We start from the raw sequence: 15,321 nt of genomic DNA, 5'->3' as shown, positions 1-15,321 counted from the left end.
CTTTTTATACAATTTAAAAAGGAATTTGCCGGTTCACAGGAAATCCTTTTTCCAGACCTGCAATGCACAATACTTTAGTCGTGAAAACAGAAAACAGTAAAAGATGATTAAACAGAAAGCAGGATTTTTTATGCTCTTTCTATGCATTGTTCTGTCTGTTTATACCAACGCAAAAGAGAATAAAACAAACGAAACAGGACAATGGGAGCTCGCCAGGGAAAGCAATGACGTTTCCATTTATTATCGTTGGATAGTAAACGACACGGTAAAAACACGGAAGATGAGAGCCAAATTTAAGATTAAAGCAGATGTGACTGAGATTCTTCCTCAATTCTCCGAAGTTGAAAATTATTATTTCTGGGCGGTGGGAATTAAAAAGTGTGAAATAAAAAAATTGGATGAAAACAGTTGGGTAACCTACACTTTAATGGATTATCCGTGGCCCTTTAAACAAAAAGATTTGGTAACCAGATATTTGGTTTGCACTTTCAGTGATGAAACAACTATCTCAGTCTATTCAGAGCCCGACTTTTTTGCAAAAAAAGATGGTGTTGAGCGGGTGCAGAATTACATTGGTGAATGGAAATTCCGCACAAACAAAAGTGGAACTACTGACGTCGATTATCGAGTCGTTTCTTATGTCAAACGGGTTTTCCCCCGGTTTATCCAGGATCCGGTTATCCGGAAACTATTTATTGATTCTTTCCACGAGTTAAAACTACTGGCCGAAGCAAAATGAAAACAGAAAATGTAAAACGGAATGGTGTAAAACGGCTGTTCTCTTTAAAAGGTGAACCCAAAGTGGTTGCCAAAGGATTTGCTCTTGGTTCGTTTGTGGGGATGTTGCCTTTCCCGGGGTTTCAAATGATAATTTCTGCGACACTGGCTTCTTTTTTCCGCTTGAACAAAACCGCTGCCATTGCCGGGGTTTTTAATACAAATCTGGCAACCGGAGTTTTTGTTTTTGCGTTTAATTACTGGCTCGGCAAAAAGATTCTTGGAATAGAATCAGCATTTCAAATACCGGAAAAGATTGGGCTTGGTTTCGCCAGGACTATTATTGAGGCTGGTTCTGATGTATTTCTGTCATTGTTGCTGGGAGGATTTATCACCGGAATTCTTGCGATGATTCTTGGATATTATATTTCTCTAATTCTGTTAACCCGAAAAATAAAATCCCCTGATGAACATTGAAAAATATACACTGATTACCGGCGCCAGCGCAGGTTTGGGAAAAGAGCTGGCTTTGGAATGTGCAGGTAGGAGCAGAAACCTGATTTTAACGGCTCTGCCCGGCGAGAGCATTAAACGTTTCGGACTAAAGCTGTCTTTACAGTTTAATATTCAGGTGAAAACATTTGAAACTGACCTGACTGAGTTTGGGGCAGTTGAACAGTTTGTACAAAATATTGGTGATTTTGAAATTGAAATTTTAATAAATAATGCCGGTGTGGGCGGTACAAAATCGTTCTTGGAAGCTAAAACCGAATATATTGATCAGATTGTATTATTGAATATGCGGGCCTTGGTTTTGTTGACACACCTGCTTCTCCCCGTTTTGAGAAGACAATCCAGAGCGTATATTCTGAATATTGCGAGTATGGCTTCTTTTGGGCCTATGCCGTTTAAAACCGTTTATCCGGCTTCAAAGGCATTTGTATATTCATTTTCACGTGGATTGGGAGCTGAACTGAGAGGAACAGGAGTGGTCGTGAGTGTTGCCCACCCCGGGGGGATGAGGACAAATGCTGAAGTTACACAGCGGATTGAAAGTCACAGTCGCTTAATTCGGAGTACAACGCTTGAAACCCGGCTGGTGGCCAAAATATGTATGCGCAAACTTTTAAAAGGTGATGTGCTGATTATCCCTGGATTTATGAACAAATTGAGCTGGCTTGTTTTCAAAATAGTGCCGGTGTGGATGAGACTCAGAATAATGAGATCTTCTCTTCAAAGAGAAATAAACGCTTCAAACCAAATTGCGGGAGGAGCATGTAAATGAGAGTACTGGTTACCGGTGCAAATGGTTTGCTGGGGTCGCACATCGTTCGTGAATTAATTAACCGGGAATTTGATGTGCGGGCAATGGTACGTAAAGGAAGCAACCTGGATGCCTTGAAAGGATTAAATTGCGAATTTTTTGACGGGAGGATAACAATTGAAACTGACGTGGAAAAGGCAGTAAAGGATTGTGACTATGTTATTCATGCTGCTGCCCGGACTACGCAAACTCCATCACAACTCGAAGCTTTTTATAAACCCAACGTCCAAAGCACAAAATTTCTGTTTGAAGCTTGTGTGAAATACAAGATTATGCGTTTTGTTTTTGTAAGTACGGCAAACTGTTTTGGCAATGGCACAAAAGTTTTCCCGGGAAATGAAAAGAATCCGTTTCCTTTGTGGCTAAAAAGATCGGGTTATGCGTACAGCAAACTGTTAGCGCAGGAACTGGTTTTAAATAAGTCAGAAAAATATGAGCTTGATACAGTAGTGGTAAACCCAACTTTTCTGATAGGCGAAAATGATGTAAAACCCAGCAGCGGAGAAATTTTTTTTCACGTTGTAAACAAACGGTTTGTATTTTGTCCTCCGGGTGGAAAAAATTTTGTTGATGCAAAATCAGTTGCAGGAGGTGTTGTAAATGCAATGCTGAAGGGCAAAAACAGAGAGAGTTATCTTTTAGCGGGAGAAAATCTTTCTTATGCTGATTTTTTTAAAGCGGTTATGAAAATTACGCAACAAAACCCTTTGTTGGTGCCTGTCCCTTCATGGTTTTTAAAATTAATGGGGTATGGGGGCGACCTGCTTGAAAGATGGTTTAAAGTTCCGGTTCAGCTAACAAGCACAAATGCAAAAATGATATGTGCCGGGAATTATTATTCAGCAGAAAAAGCAATTAAAGAGATTGATTTTGAAGTGATTCCGCTGCAACAATCATTGGAAAAAGCTATCTTGTGGTTTCAAAAAAATAATTATATCAAATTTTAATTTAAATGAATGGAATAAGAAAATTCTGGCTTCGGTTTTGGGTGGTTTTTCTTATTCAGATAGTCATTAAAAGTTTTGATCAATCATTTCCACACGGGCCATTTGAGGTAAATATCCGGAGCCTGGTGTTCACGCTGTTTTTTTTGGCTTATGGATTGTTTATTTGGTGGATAGCTGATTTTTTTAATGATTATTTTCATCATTGGACAAAACGCCTAAAAAAGGAAGTAAATCGTATTGTTATACTTACATCTCTGCACGGAATTTTGGGCTTTGTTCTTTCAGCTTCTTTAAATCATTTGTATCGCCTGGGTGATATTTATCTGTTCGGAAATGCAGAAAACTGGAATCGGATAGCATTGTTAAATCCGGAACTAACAGTGGCTTTAACGAGTTTGTATCTATTGATACTTGGTTTCGACGGTTATTTTGAAACGCAAAGAAATCTTCAAAGTGAAAAATTGAAGGCACAGGAATTGGAGAAGGAAAATCTACTGGCGCAATACAAAGCTTTAAAGGCTCAAATTGAACCTCATTTTTTGTTTAACAGTCTAAGTGTACTTTCTTCGCTGGTGTATAAAAACGCCGATCTTTCAGCCGATTTTATAGTGAAAATGTCGAAAACCCTGCGATATATTATTGAAAAAAATGAATTTCACCTTGTTAAACTTTCCGAAGAGCTTGAGTTTCTGGATTCCTACTATTTTCTTATCAAAACCCGGCTCGACAATGGTGTTTTTCTTGAAACCCGGCTCACAAAGTCTTTTATTGAAAACACATACATACCACCGGTAACTTTACAACTACTGGTTGAAAATGCGGTGAACCATAACAAATATAATCCGGAGTCTCCTTTGAAGATCGTTATAGAAACAGAAGATCATTTTATAATTGTAAGAAACAATCTGAATCTGCGGCTCAAAACTGAACCGTCTACACAAACTGGCTTGAAAAACTTAAAAAAAAGATATGAACTCATTTCAATGCAGCAAGTTATAGTTATTGCTGAGAATGGTGAATTTATTGTTAAAATACCGTCGTTAAAACAATCAGATTATGAAAGTTTTACTGTTTGAAGATGAAAAACATACGGCACATCGTCTTGTTCAGTTGCTAAAAAAATACGATGCTGATATAAAAGTGCTTGATGTTATCGGGTCGGTAAAAGAAGGTATTCAGTGGTACAGGAAAAATTCGCTTCCTGATTTGGTTTTCCAGGATATTTTGCTGAACGACGGAAATTGTTTTGAGATTTTTGATGAAGTAAAAGTTAAGGTTCCGGTTATTTTTACCACTGCGTACAATGAATATGCGCTTCGTTCTTTTAATGTGAACAGTATCGATTATATTGTAAAACCCTATGATTACCAGGATATAAAAATGGCTCTTGATAAATTTAGCGATTTTCGGGAGATGTTTCTTCCTCCGGAAAACGATCTGTTAAAAAAGATTGTATTCCAGGAAACAACCGAAATAAAAAGGCGTTTTTTGGTGAAAGTTGGAGACAAGTATCGCTCTGTAAAAAGCGAGGACATTGCCTGGTTTTTGTTTGATGAAGGCGTGACTTTTGCTGTCACATTTGAGAATTCAAAATTCCCGGTAAATCATTCCATTGAGCAGCTTTCCGGATTACTTGACTCTCGTTTTTTTTTCCAAATTAACCGGAAATACATTATAAATATTGAATCTATTCGCAACATTCACACATGGTTTAACAGTCGTTTCAAAATTGAAATGGTACCAAAATCCGATGAAGATATAATTGTAAGTCGTGAGCGTGCCAAAGATTTTAAACTGTGGCTCGATCGGTAATTATTTATTCTCAAAGGCTTGACCCAGCCGCTCGAGTCCTTCCAGTAAAATGCTTTGCGGGCACCCAATATTAATCCGCATCCAACCGTCGCCTCCGGTACCAAAACGACCGCCGTTGTTTAATCCGACTTTTGCTTCCTCAACAATAAATTTCGAAAGTTCTTCATCTTTCATTCCGTACTCTGTGAAATCGAGCCAAACAAGGTAAGTTGCTTCTAAAGGCATAACTTTTACTTTTGAAAGGTTCTTTTCAATAAAAGCTTTAACCAGTTGATAGTTCGTCCAAAGGTAATCGAGCATTTGTTCCAGCCATTCGTCGCCGTGAGCATAAGCTGCTTCCAGGGCAACTGAGCCAAAAATGTTTCCCATTCCCAGGTGACCGACACCCAAAGCTCTTTCGTAGCGGGCAAAGTTTGTTTTATTGGGAATAATCGCAATGGATGACGAAAGCCCCGCAACATTAAAAGTTTTACTTGGCGCCATAAAAACCACACAATTATTGGCTGCTTCCTCTGAAATGGCTGCAAAAGGGATATGTTTGTGTCCTTTGAAGATCAAATCCGAATGAATTTCATCGGAAATCACCATGATTTTGTTTTCAATACAAATAGTCGAAAGTTCTGCAAGTTCGTCTTTTGTCCACACCATTCCTCCCGGATTCTGCGGATTACAGAGCATTAATAATTTCGTCTTCTCCGATATTTTTGCTTTTAGGTCACCAAAGTCAAATGTGTATCTTCCGTTTTCAATCTTTAGCGGATTTTCCACCATTTTTCGTTTGGTGCCTTTTACGCATTCAAAAAAAGGAAAATATACCGGAGGTTGAACAATCACTTCGTCACCCGGTTTTGAGAAAGTTTCAACAGCCAGAGTTAGTCCTGCTACCACACCCGGACTGAACGAAATCCATTCTTTCTGAATTTCCCATTTATGGCGGCGTTTCATCCAACCAATAATAGCTTCGAAGTAAGATTCTGGTTTAAATGTGTATCCAAAAATTTCATGTTCAGCTCTTTTTTTGATTGCATCAACAATAAAATCGGGAGTTTTAAAATCCATATCGGCCACCCACAGAGGCAAAACATCGTTGGTGTTAAACGCCCAGTCGCGTGCATCGTACTTTATACAATTGGTTTCTTCACGCTGAACTATTTCATCAAAATTGTATTTTTTCATGTTATTTGAATGTGCTATGTATAAATTTGCGGTTGACGAAGGTATTAAATTTCAATTTTCCGCAAATAATTTACATTATTCTCTTTTTCAACTTTTAATACAAAGTTGAAGCGGTTTAGGTTTAAACACAGATCGAAATCGGATTTTGGTGACCAATCCTGTTTTTCAGGATCAAAAAAACGAGCACCGGAACCTTTTTTTATTGTTTCGATCATTTTTTTATAGTTGTTGGAAATTCCGCTTAGTTCATTTTTTATAAATTCAGCACAAAGGGTGTCTTCGTCGGTTGGGTATTCACAGGCATAGCCCATACAAACCAGTGAAACATCCCGAGGTTTTTGTTGCCTGATATATTGAACAATTGCACGGGCATTAACAAAACTTCCGGTTATAATTTCATCTGCATTTTTTGCATTTACAATTCCCTGTGTGCCGGAACTTGTTGTGTGAACAAGCGTTTTTCCTTCAATTTTTTCTTTAACAAGAAGCGATGGTGAATTCCCGAAGTCGAACCCCGGGGGTTTTTGTTCATTCCGCTCCCCCAGTAAAATAAAATCCTGATTTTGTTCTTTTAGCAGATAAGAAATATTGATGTCTCCAACCGGAATTATCTTCGACGCTCCAAAATCAAATGCATAGCAAGCAGTTGAAAACGCTCGGAACACATCAATTATTACAGTTAGTCCCTGTGCTTTTTTTGCGCCATCGAGAAGTTGCAGGATGTTAATGTTCATTATTTTTTGCTTTTAGGAGCAATTCGGTATCCGATACCAAATTCCAACAAATCAGCCCGAAATAAAGGAATTGCCCGCAATAAAACAACTCCTATTAGATTATTAAAGTAAACTTTTACGCCTGCTTTATAATATCGTTGGCGGGTGTAGTACTCGTTCATCTGCAGATTTAATCCATATGAGGCAAATATTCCTGCTCTTCCAAGAAGAAATTCGTTGTGTAAACTTATTCCATACCTAAAGTTTAGAGGAGGCTCTCCGGTGTAATTATAGTTTAGATATGCATAGTCTTCAATGGAAGGATCGTAAACAAAATCCAGACCTATTCCCATTTTATTAATTACCGAAGTGCGGTAGGTGTAATTTAAAGACGCATTTACCGGGAAGTAGTTTTTGTTTTCTATTCCTTTTATTTCTTTTATTCCAGTGGCTCCGTAAATCCAAAATTCATGGCGGGGTTTTGTTTTACCTTCCGTTTTTGGAGCGTTTTTGCGAACGGGAGGATCTTCAAATTCATATCCCACGGTGATACTTTTGTTCTTAACGTTTATCCCTAAATTGGGAGATTTTATTAAGGCGTTGGAAAAGTGGTTTAGTCCGCTTGAGTATTCAATATAAACTGGCTTTATTCTGATTCTTGTATAAAATCTGATGGTAGCCCCAATATTAAAGTAGGTGCTGATTGCCTGATTTTCCGGATTGTGATTGGGGTCGTATTTTTTTTCAAAGTAGCCTATCCCCGTATATTCAATAATTCCGGCATCGAAAAATTTGTGTTTAGGTAGAAAAGAAAACTGAAGATAGTATAAAAGAGAATGAGAATTTCCCAGAATTTCAGGATTTCCATATGACATATAGTTGTAACTAATACCGTGGTTCGGGTAATTAAAATATTGTCTCCATTTTTCGCCGCGGTTGTTTTTCCATGTGTAATCTACAGTGAATCCCTTTACAGGCTTTTTTATTAATGGTGTAATTAAACTGTTATGAGGATGAATATTGCCAAACATATAACTTAGCCTAAGGCTTTCCTGTCCGTAGGTTAAATTTGTGAAGGGAATACCGGAGACCAAACAAGAGAAAAGTAATATGAAAATAGTACGATCTCGTTTTTCTGAATTTATCCATTGTGGCGATTTGGGCATGCGACAATCAATGTTGGTTTTATTTAAGGTTTGTTCAACGCAATAAATCAGAGCGAAATATAATACTTGTTAAGTGTAAATAGCGAATAACTTATAAAATTAGAGAATAGTCAAAATGCCTTCTTTTGTAATTTATTGATTAGTTAATATGGTTGTTTCAAGTTTGGCACGAATTTTGTTATAAAGCAAAATTTCTTTATTGGTATTGTTTATCAGTGTTTTATGAGAAAAAAATATCAATGTTAATTTTGAATGTTAATTTTACATTTATTTCAAATAATTTTAATATATGTTTTACAACACTATGCTGAAAAACATATATGTTTGTACTGACATTCATGTCAAACAAAAAAAATTGAATGGTTATGAAAACAATTAAATTATTATTTACAGTAACAGCATTCGCAATTGCAGCAATTGCCGGTGCAGTTGAGAAACCGAAAATGAATGTAATTCCATTAACAGCCGATAGAGCTATCGTGGCAATTACAAATGAAAAAGCAGCTTATTTTGAGCTGAGCATCGAAGCTGAAGATGGTTCAATGGTATATTATAAAGAATCAAACAAGCCATTAACCGATTATCAGAAAGTTTTTGACTTTGCAAACCTGGAGGATGGAAGTTACGTTCTTAATCTGAAAGTGAATGACACTCAGTTGTCAAGAGACATTGAAGTTGCCCATAGGGGGATTAATGTTGGTGATTCAAAGTTGAGCTTTGATCCTTACTTTGATTACAAAGACAATGTTTTGAAATTTTCTTACCTGAATTTTGATAAAGAAAATTTGAATCTTTCTATTTACAGTAAGGGCGATTTGGTTTACAAATCAAAACTTGGAAAAAACTTCGCCGTTAGTTCAGGTTACGATCTTTCAAAACTGGATTCCGGAGAATACACTGTTATTCTTAGTTCATTAAGCGATGAATATGCGTTTAGTCTGGTTAAATAATAGATAAGAAAATGGTTTAGTTTAGTTAGGGCTCTGCGGTTGCAGGGCCTTTTTTTATGCGTTTTGGAGATTTTGGTTATTAAAGCTTTTGCGTTGTTTGTTATCTGTTAATAGTTGTTTGTTGATAAGTTGTATTGAAGGTGTAACTGTGTATTGACTTTTGAGTCGTTTCTAATAGAACAAACAAGTAACAGAAGGTAGCCTTGAAAAAAAAGTATTTATTATTTACATTGCTTTTTATGTTTGTGTAAGCAGTAAGTTGTGCACATGAGAAACCTAAAATGGCTGATGCAGCAAAAGATGAGCAGGTAGTTTCGGTTCAATTTAAATCAGGCGCTTCTGCCTTTGTTGAATCAGGTCGAAAGAAGAGAATATAAAATTGTTTTGAGAGAGTGTTTGAACCATTCATTTCAGGTGCAACTGTAGGGTTAGTTTGCATTGTAGAAGAAAGCTCCATTTTTATGGGGCTTTTTTTATCATAATTGTTATCTTAAGGCACCGTTTTAAAGTTTATTCTTTTGTTTTAATAATGTGTTAACAATAAGTTTGTTATCTATGCCCCTTTGTTTTTTATTTCAATGGTTCAACGTACGGATGTTTTATTTTACTTCTGTTTTTGAGTTGTCAATTTGTAACAATTCAATAAAAATGTATACCAAATTTAAACTATTTAATTGCTTGTAAGTCCAAATCAGTGTTTAATCAAAATAGATTTAAGCAGTGCATATAAAAATCGAAAATCTGAACAAAGTTTATCCCAACGGATACTATGCCATAAAAAATCTGAATCTTGAAATCCCAAATGGTATGTTTGGTTTGCTTGGCCCTAACGGTGCGGGTAAATCAACATTAATGCGTATTTTGGTAACATTAATGAAACCGAGCAGCGGGAAAGTTACTTTCGATGGTTATGATTTATCAAAGAACAGAAGAGAAATTCGCTCGATGCTTGGATATTTGCCGCAGGACTTCAGTTTTTTTTCCAAATTGAAAACATATGAATTTTTAGATTATACAGCCCGTTTAGCTGGAATGAAAAACGGTTCGGTTCGCAGAAATTCCGTGGATCAGATGTTAGAGGAAGTGGGCCTGTTCGAAGCCAGAGACAGAAATGCCAATAAACTTTCAGGAGGTATGAAAAGGAGGCTTGGAATAGCTCAGGCGCTTATCAACGATCCAAAAATTATTATCGTTGATGAACCGACCACCGGTCTTGACCCTGAAGAACGTATTCGTTTCCGGAATCTGCTTTCAAATATCAGTACACGCGATGTAGTAATTATTTTGTCAACACACATTGTAGGAGATATTTCAAGTACCTGCGACAATATGGCTTTGTTGAACAGAGGGCAACTTGCTTTTTCCGGTTCACCCGAACAGCTTGTAAAAGAAGCCGAAGGAAGTGTGTGGCTCATCAAAGCCACTGAAACTGAGTATATGGAAATTAATGAAAAATACCCGGTGATTTCAACTATTCCTGTTGCTGCAGGATGGGAGGTGCAGGTTGTTTCGGAAGATATTAACGGTTATAAAGGTGAAAGAATTGCTCCTAATCTTGAGCATGCTTATGTTCATTTTATGGAGAATAAACTAAATCAGTGGTCTAATGCGTAACAGATATAATAACTAAGAAAGATGATTTCATTACACAATATATTTTCAATTGCCAAATACGAGCGTAAAACATTGCTCCGAAGCTGGTTCTTCAGAATCTTTAGTATTTTATCACTTTTGGTGTTATTTGGAATAAATTTCGGTATGGTAATAGAAGGTGGTGGCGGCGACGGATGGGCCATTCGAAGTATTCCAAGTGCAATCCCTTATTTTAACTTGCTAATTCTGAATGTTGCGCAGGCGGTAATTGCTGTTTTTCTGGCTTCCGATTTTTTAAAACGTGATAAAAAACTGGATACCACCGAGGTAATTTATATGCGCTCGATGACCAACAGTGAATATGTTATCGGAAAAACATGGGGAAACCTCCAGGTATTTTTGGTTTTAAATATAGTGGTTATTGGCATGGCCCTCATTTTTAATTTGTTGGCCCAGGAAACTTCGATAAGCTGGATTTCTTATGGATTTTATCTCGTTGCGGTAAGTGTTCCAACGCTTCTTTTTATAATGGGCTTATCTTTTCTTTTGATGAGTGTCATTCGTAACCAGGCAATTACTTTTGTTTTGATTCTGGGGTACATTGGAATAACTTTGTTCCTGCTTCAGGCAAAATACTATTACCTTTTTGATTACATGGCATATAATATCCCGATGTTAAATTCGGATATCGTTGGTTTTGGCAATATCAATGTTATACTTAATCACAGGGGGATATACTTTTTTCTTGGAATTGGTTTTATTTTCCTGACAATCTTTTTGTTAAAGAGACTTCCTCAGTCCGAAGCCATGACATATATTTCACTGATTTTCAGCGTACTTTTTATCGGAGTAGGTGGTTATCTTGCTTACAGACATGTTGATGAGTTTAAGCAAACTGAAAGATTTCGAACAGAGGTAGTTGAACTCAATAACCAGTACGTGAAAGAGAAGATTCCGGTTATTTTATCCAATACCATTGATTTAAAACACGAGGGAGAAATCATTGATGTTTTATCGGACATAACGTTAAAGAATGAAAACAATGTTCCTTTAAACAAATTGATTTTTAATTTGAACAGTGGCTTAAGAATTGAAAGTATTAAATTAACAGGAAAAGAAACATCTTTCACTCGTGAAAAACATCTGATTTTTATTTCGGAAAATGTAAATCTTCAACCCGGTGAGGAAGCTGAAATAGAATTTAAATATTCAGGGAAGATTAATGAAGCGCTTTGTTATCTCGATATTGATGAAGAAACCATTCAGGAGAAATATGGAAAATTTGTAATAAATGTAGATAAGAGATATGCTTTTCTCACTCCACAGTATGTTTTGTTAACACCCGAAGCGAATTGGTATCCTGGAACTGGTGTAACATACAGCTCGGAAGATGTGAGCTGGAATCATAATCAGTTTGTAAATTATAATTTAAAGGTTACCACAACTCCCGGTTTACAAGCAATCTCACAAGGAAAAATTAATGAAGTTGCTGCCGGACAGTTCACTTTTGAAAATGAACATCCTTTAACCCAGCTTTCTCTTGCTATCGGAAATTATGAGTACTTGAAAATGGAAACCGATAGTTTAGAATATGGAGTTTGGTTGATGGAAGGGCATAAATACTTTTCTGAAGCATTTAATGAAATTAAGGATACGATTCCAAGTTTAATTAACGAGCAACTTGAGGACTTTGAAAGAACATATAATCTTGAATACGCTTTTGAAAGACTGGCTTTGGTTGAAGCACCTGCTCAATTCAAAACGTATCCGCGCTCCTGGACTTCCTGCCAGGAATATGTACAACCCGAACAGATACTAATGCCTGAAAAAGGTTTTATGTTACGCGAAGCAGATTTTGAAGGCTCAAAAAAAAGGATGGAACGTTGGGGGAATCGTGGCCGTGGAGGTTCGCAAACCCCGGAGGATATACAAATGCGCGTATTGGGGCAGTTTCTAAGAGCATTTACCGAAGAAGAACAGACTGATTTTAGAGGTGGCCCGGGAGGAGGAACAGTAATTACAACTGCAAGTCCCTATTTTGCTTTCCCACTTTTTTACAACTTCCAAAATAATATCCAATCAGACACTTGGCCCATTACCAACCGAGTATTTGAAGCTTATCTTAAAAACCAGGAAGTGGATATGAGGTCGGTATTTATGCGCGATATGTCTGGAATCAGTGAAGACGAAAAAGCCAACATCGCATTGCAGGACAGTACATTTGAAGAAATTTTAGCTGATGTGAACCAAAAGGCTATAATTGATAATGTGATAAAATTAAAGGGAGATGCTCTTTTCTCGAAAATTCAATATGAAGCCGGTATGGAAGAATTTGCAACTTTCCTGCAAAATGTTCTCAAAGAATATCGGTTTAAAAATATTTCGTTTGAAGATTTTGACCAAAGAATTAAAAATGAATTTGGAATAGAGTTGATACCTATAATGGACGATTGGTTTAAAGCCAAAGCACTTCCCGGCTTTTTAATTTCTCCGATTACTGCAGTTAAAGTAAAATCAGGAGAAATGATGCGGACGATGATTAAGTTTAAAACAACAAATTTTTCTGATACAGAGGGACTTATTAAAGTGATTTTCCGCTTAGGAGGTGGTGGACCAGGCTTTGGTCCGCCCGGAGGCGACGATTTAATCAATAAGCTTATCTATCTTGAGCCACACCAGACAAAAGAGATAAGTTATCTGTTAAATTCGGAACCACGAATGATTATGATTAATACGATGACCTCGAAGAATATTCCACAGGTAATTACCGAAGGATTTCGCGATGTTGAAGAAGATTTGAAAGCCATTCCTTTTGAAGGTGAATTGCTAACCGAGCTTCCGGTACAAACTTCATTGCCTAACGAAACTGTTGTGGATAACGAAGACCCGCAATTTGAGGTAACAAGTAATAAGAAGGTTAGTCTTTTGGAAAAATGGATAATCAATGAAGATGAAGGAGGATCAAAATACCAGGGAATGAATAGCTGGCGCCCGCCAACAACCTGGACGGCGATTACCAATACAGATTTTTACGGTACTTATGTTCGTTCCGGATATTATATAAAAAGTGGCGATGGATCTCAAATGGCCAAATGGCATGTGCCTGTTAAAAAGCCCGGATATTATGATGTGTATTATTATCTTTATAAATCAAGAGGTTTTAGAAGGGGGCCGGGAGGAAGAGATAGAGAGCAGGGAGAGTATCATTTTACAATACATTCTGATGAAGGCCCGGAAGAACAATCCTTAAGTATCCAAAATGCCGATGAAGGATGGAATCACCTTGGGGCATTTTATTTTACCTCGGATACTGCACTGGTTGAACTTTCCAACAAGTCACAAGGAAGAGTTGTTTTTGCTGATGCCGTAAAAATAGTTGAGCTTTAGAACAATTAAATCAAGAAAATAAATAAATCAAAAATGAAAGTATTACACAATCTTGCAATCTTGGGGCTTTTATTGGTTTTTAGTTTTATAGAACTAAGAGCACAGGAGGCTTTAACACTTGACAAAGCGTTGCAGTATGCAGAAACGGAAAGTCCCGATATTAAACAATCGTTGCTTAATCTTACCCGCTTCCAGAAAAACCTTGAAGCACAGCGAGCAGCTTTAAAGTCCAGGTTTTCTTTAGATGTTGAGCCACTTAATTTCAGCAGAAGCAGGATGTTCGATAGCAGGGTTTCAGAATGGTACACTAACGAGAATTTGCAAACCAGTAGTTTGTTTCGTGTAGCACAACCCATTCTTTTTACAGATGGAACAATCTCTTTAAATAATGAGTTTGGCTGGCAGAAAAGTTTATCTGATGCGAATAACTCGGAAAGTAAAGTTTTTTATAATAATTTATATTTAAATTTTAATCAACCTCTGTTCACATATAACCGGTTGAAACTTCAGTTAAAAGAGCTGGAATTGAATCTGGAGAATGCAAATATCAGTTACGCCATGCAAAGGTTGAACCTGGAAAGGAGTGTAACGCAATTCTTCTACAATGTTTATTTGTCTCAAATGAATCTCGACATTGCCAGAGATGAACAGGAGAATACACAAACCAGCTACAATATTATAAAAAATAAAGTTGATGCGGGATTGGCAGCTAAAGAAGAGTTGTACCAAGCCGAATTAAACTTAGCCCAGTCAAAATCTTCAGTTCAGGATGCTGAAGTATCATTTGAAAATGCAAAAGACCAGTTGAAATTATACTTGGGTATGGATTTATACACAGATATACTGGTTTTTGCTGATGTTGAAGCAAATCCTGTTAGTGTTGATCTCGAGAAGGCGATTGATAATGGTTTGGCTTCAAGAATGGAACTCAGGCAACGTGAAATCGATATTGAAACAAGCCAGTTTGCCATGATTGAAACAAAAGCGTTAAATGAATTTGAGGGCTCGTTAAACGTAAGATATGGAATAACCGGCGATAACGGAAATCTTACTCAGGTGTACGATAATCCAACAAAGAGTCCTTCAGTAGCGCTTTCTTTTAGTATTCCACTTTTCGACTGGGGGGAAAGAAAGGCAAGAATTCAGGCTCAGGAAGCAGCTATTCAATCTGAACAGTTGAATTACGAAGATCAGAAAAATGAAATTATCATTGGTATACGACAGGCTTATCGTAATATACAAAATCAGCTAAACCAGATTGATATTGCCAGGCAAAACGAAACAAATGCACAGTTAACATACGAGATTAACCAGGAACGTTATGAAAACGGCGACCTGACGGGTATGGATTTAAATCTCTATCAGCAACAGCTTTCTGAAATGAAGGTGGCTTACGCTCAAGCTTTAATAAATTACAAAATCGAACTTTTGAATCTTAAAATACAGAGCTTGTATGATTTTCAAACAAATCAGGCAATTATACCAACCGAGTTATATATAAATGAAGAAAAATAAACCAGGAAAAATCAAACAAAA

Annotated in this window: 13 protein-coding genes; 10 read left to right on the top strand and 3 right to left on the bottom strand. The window is 36.9% G+C overall.

Going from position 1 to position 15,321, the window contains the following annotated elements; translation table 11 throughout:
* The first annotated feature begins 103 nt into the window (after nucleotides 1-103).
* From K5G00_RS15350 to K5G00_RS15325, 6 genes are read left to right on the top strand one after another with little or no spacing between them, the layout of a single operon-like run.
* Nucleotides 104-739: an SRPBCC family protein gene (locus K5G00_RS15350; RefSeq protein WP_238767063.1), complete on the top strand. Its 636-nt coding sequence runs from the start codon at nucleotides 104-106 to the stop codon at nucleotides 737-739.
* Nucleotides 736-1,194 carry a DUF2062 domain-containing protein gene (locus K5G00_RS15345; protein WP_238767062.1) on the top strand — a complete coding sequence of 153 codons (459 nt, stop codon included), beginning with the start codon at nucleotides 736-738 and terminating at the stop codon, nucleotides 1,192-1,194. The genes K5G00_RS15350 and K5G00_RS15345 overlap by 4 nt, the downstream gene beginning before the upstream one ends.
* Nucleotides 1,184-2,002, top strand: a complete 819-nt coding sequence (locus tag K5G00_RS15340) for an SDR family NAD(P)-dependent oxidoreductase (RefSeq protein ID WP_238767061.1) — start codon at nucleotides 1,184-1,186, stop codon at nucleotides 2,000-2,002. The genes K5G00_RS15345 and K5G00_RS15340 overlap by 11 nt, the downstream gene beginning before the upstream one ends.
* On the top strand, nucleotides 1,999-2,988 hold the full coding sequence (locus tag K5G00_RS15335; protein WP_238767060.1) for an NAD-dependent epimerase/dehydratase family protein: 990 nt from the start codon (nucleotides 1,999-2,001) through the stop codon (nucleotides 2,986-2,988). The genes K5G00_RS15340 and K5G00_RS15335 overlap by 4 nt, the downstream gene beginning before the upstream one ends.
* 5 nt (nucleotides 2,989-2,993) lie before the next feature.
* Complete coding sequence (locus K5G00_RS15330) at nucleotides 2,994-4,064, top strand: sensor histidine kinase (RefSeq protein WP_238767059.1); 1,071 nt, start codon at nucleotides 2,994-2,996, stop codon at nucleotides 4,062-4,064.
* Nucleotides 4,045-4,800, top strand: coding sequence for a LytR/AlgR family response regulator transcription factor (locus K5G00_RS15325; RefSeq protein WP_238767058.1), 756 nt, complete (start codon nucleotides 4,045-4,047; stop codon nucleotides 4,798-4,800). The genes K5G00_RS15330 and K5G00_RS15325 overlap by 20 nt, the downstream gene beginning before the upstream one ends.
* Here K5G00_RS15325 and K5G00_RS15320 read toward each other — a convergent pair whose 3' ends face one another.
* The 3 genes from K5G00_RS15320 to K5G00_RS15310 are packed head-to-tail and all read right to left on the bottom strand — an operon-like array spanning nucleotide 4,801 to nucleotide 7,855.
* On the bottom strand, nucleotides 4,801-5,976 hold the full coding sequence (locus tag K5G00_RS15320) for a MalY/PatB family protein (RefSeq protein WP_238767057.1): 1,176 nt from the start codon (nucleotides 5,974-5,976) through the stop codon (nucleotides 4,801-4,803).
* 44 nt (nucleotides 5,977-6,020) lie between these two features.
* Nucleotides 6,021-6,710 (bottom strand): 2-phosphosulfolactate phosphatase, encoded by a 690-nt coding sequence (locus tag K5G00_RS15315; protein ID WP_238767056.1) that lies wholly within the window; start codon nucleotides 6,708-6,710, stop codon nucleotides 6,021-6,023.
* Nucleotides 6,710-7,855, bottom strand: a complete 1,146-nt coding sequence (locus tag K5G00_RS15310; RefSeq protein ID WP_238767055.1) for an acyloxyacyl hydrolase — start codon at nucleotides 7,853-7,855, stop codon at nucleotides 6,710-6,712. The genes K5G00_RS15315 and K5G00_RS15310 overlap by 1 nt, the downstream gene beginning before the upstream one ends.
* A 365-nt stretch (nucleotides 7,856-8,220) precedes the next feature.
* On the opposite strand from K5G00_RS15310, the gene K5G00_RS15305 reads away from it, so the two are divergent.
* The 4 genes from K5G00_RS15305 to K5G00_RS15290 all read left to right on the top strand — a co-directional run bounded on the left by K5G00_RS15305 (nucleotide 8,221) and on the right by K5G00_RS15290 (nucleotide 15,300).
* Entirely contained in the window at nucleotides 8,221-8,805 is a 585-nt protein-coding gene (locus K5G00_RS15305) for a hypothetical protein (protein WP_238767054.1), read from the top strand.
* A gap of 720 nt (nucleotides 8,806-9,525) precedes the next feature.
* Nucleotides 9,526-10,419, top strand: a complete 894-nt coding sequence (locus K5G00_RS15300; protein ID WP_238767053.1) for an ABC transporter ATP-binding protein — start codon at nucleotides 9,526-9,528, stop codon at nucleotides 10,417-10,419.
* 21 nt (nucleotides 10,420-10,440) lie between these two features.
* Nucleotides 10,441-13,785 carry a golvesin C-terminal-like domain-containing protein gene (locus K5G00_RS15295; RefSeq protein ID WP_238767052.1) on the top strand — a complete coding sequence of 1,115 codons (3,345 nt, stop codon included), beginning with the start codon at nucleotides 10,441-10,443 and terminating at the stop codon, nucleotides 13,783-13,785.
* Nucleotides 13,786-13,818: 33 nt separating this feature from the next.
* Nucleotides 13,819-15,300 carry a TolC family protein gene (locus tag K5G00_RS15290; protein WP_238767051.1) on the top strand — a complete coding sequence of 494 codons (1,482 nt, stop codon included), beginning with the start codon at nucleotides 13,819-13,821 and terminating at the stop codon, nucleotides 15,298-15,300.
* Nucleotides 15,301-15,321 lie beyond the last annotated feature (21 nt).

Source organism: Maribellus maritimus (genome assembly GCF_022267315.1).
GTDB lineage: Bacteria > Bacteroidota > Bacteroidia > Bacteroidales > Prolixibacteraceae > Draconibacterium > Draconibacterium maritimum.
This window is presented reverse-complemented; position numbering and strand designations above follow the sequence as displayed.

Bases quoted from the DNA above. Each gene is read 5' to 3' on its own strand.
- K5G00_RS15295 (WP_238767052.1), top strand. From the start codon at position 10,441: ATGATTTCATTACACAATATATTTTCAATTGCCAAATACGAGCGTAAA.
- K5G00_RS15335 (WP_238767060.1), top strand. From the start codon at position 1,999: ATGAGAGTACTGGTTACCGGTGCAAATGGTTTGCTGGGGTCGCACATC.
- K5G00_RS15305 (WP_238767054.1), top strand. From the start codon at position 8,221: ATGAAAACAATTAAATTATTATTTACAGTAACAGCATTCGCAATTGCA.
- K5G00_RS15340 (WP_238767061.1), top strand. From the start codon at position 1,184: ATGAACATTGAAAAATATACACTGATTACCGGCGCCAGCGCAGGTTTG.
- K5G00_RS15325 (WP_238767058.1), top strand. From the start codon at position 4,045: ATGAAAGTTTTACTGTTTGAAGATGAAAAACATACGGCACATCGTCTT.
- K5G00_RS15290 (WP_238767051.1), top strand. From the start codon at position 13,819: ATGAAAGTATTACACAATCTTGCAATCTTGGGGCTTTTATTGGTTTTT.
- K5G00_RS15330 (WP_238767059.1), top strand. From the start codon at position 2,994: ATGAATGGAATAAGAAAATTCTGGCTTCGGTTTTGGGTGGTTTTTCTT.
- K5G00_RS15315 (WP_238767056.1), bottom strand. From the start codon at position 6,710: ATGAACATTAACATCCTGCAACTTCTCGATGGCGCAAAAAAAGCACAG.
- K5G00_RS15350 (WP_238767063.1), top strand. From the start codon at position 104: ATGATTAAACAGAAAGCAGGATTTTTTATGCTCTTTCTATGCATTGTT.
- K5G00_RS15345 (WP_238767062.1), top strand. From the start codon at position 736: ATGAAAACAGAAAATGTAAAACGGAATGGTGTAAAACGGCTGTTCTCT.
- K5G00_RS15320 (WP_238767057.1), bottom strand. From the start codon at position 5,976: ATGAAAAAATACAATTTTGATGAAATAGTTCAGCGTGAAGAAACCAAT.
- K5G00_RS15310 (WP_238767055.1), bottom strand. From the start codon at position 7,855: ATGCCCAAATCGCCACAATGGATAAATTCAGAAAAACGAGATCGTACT.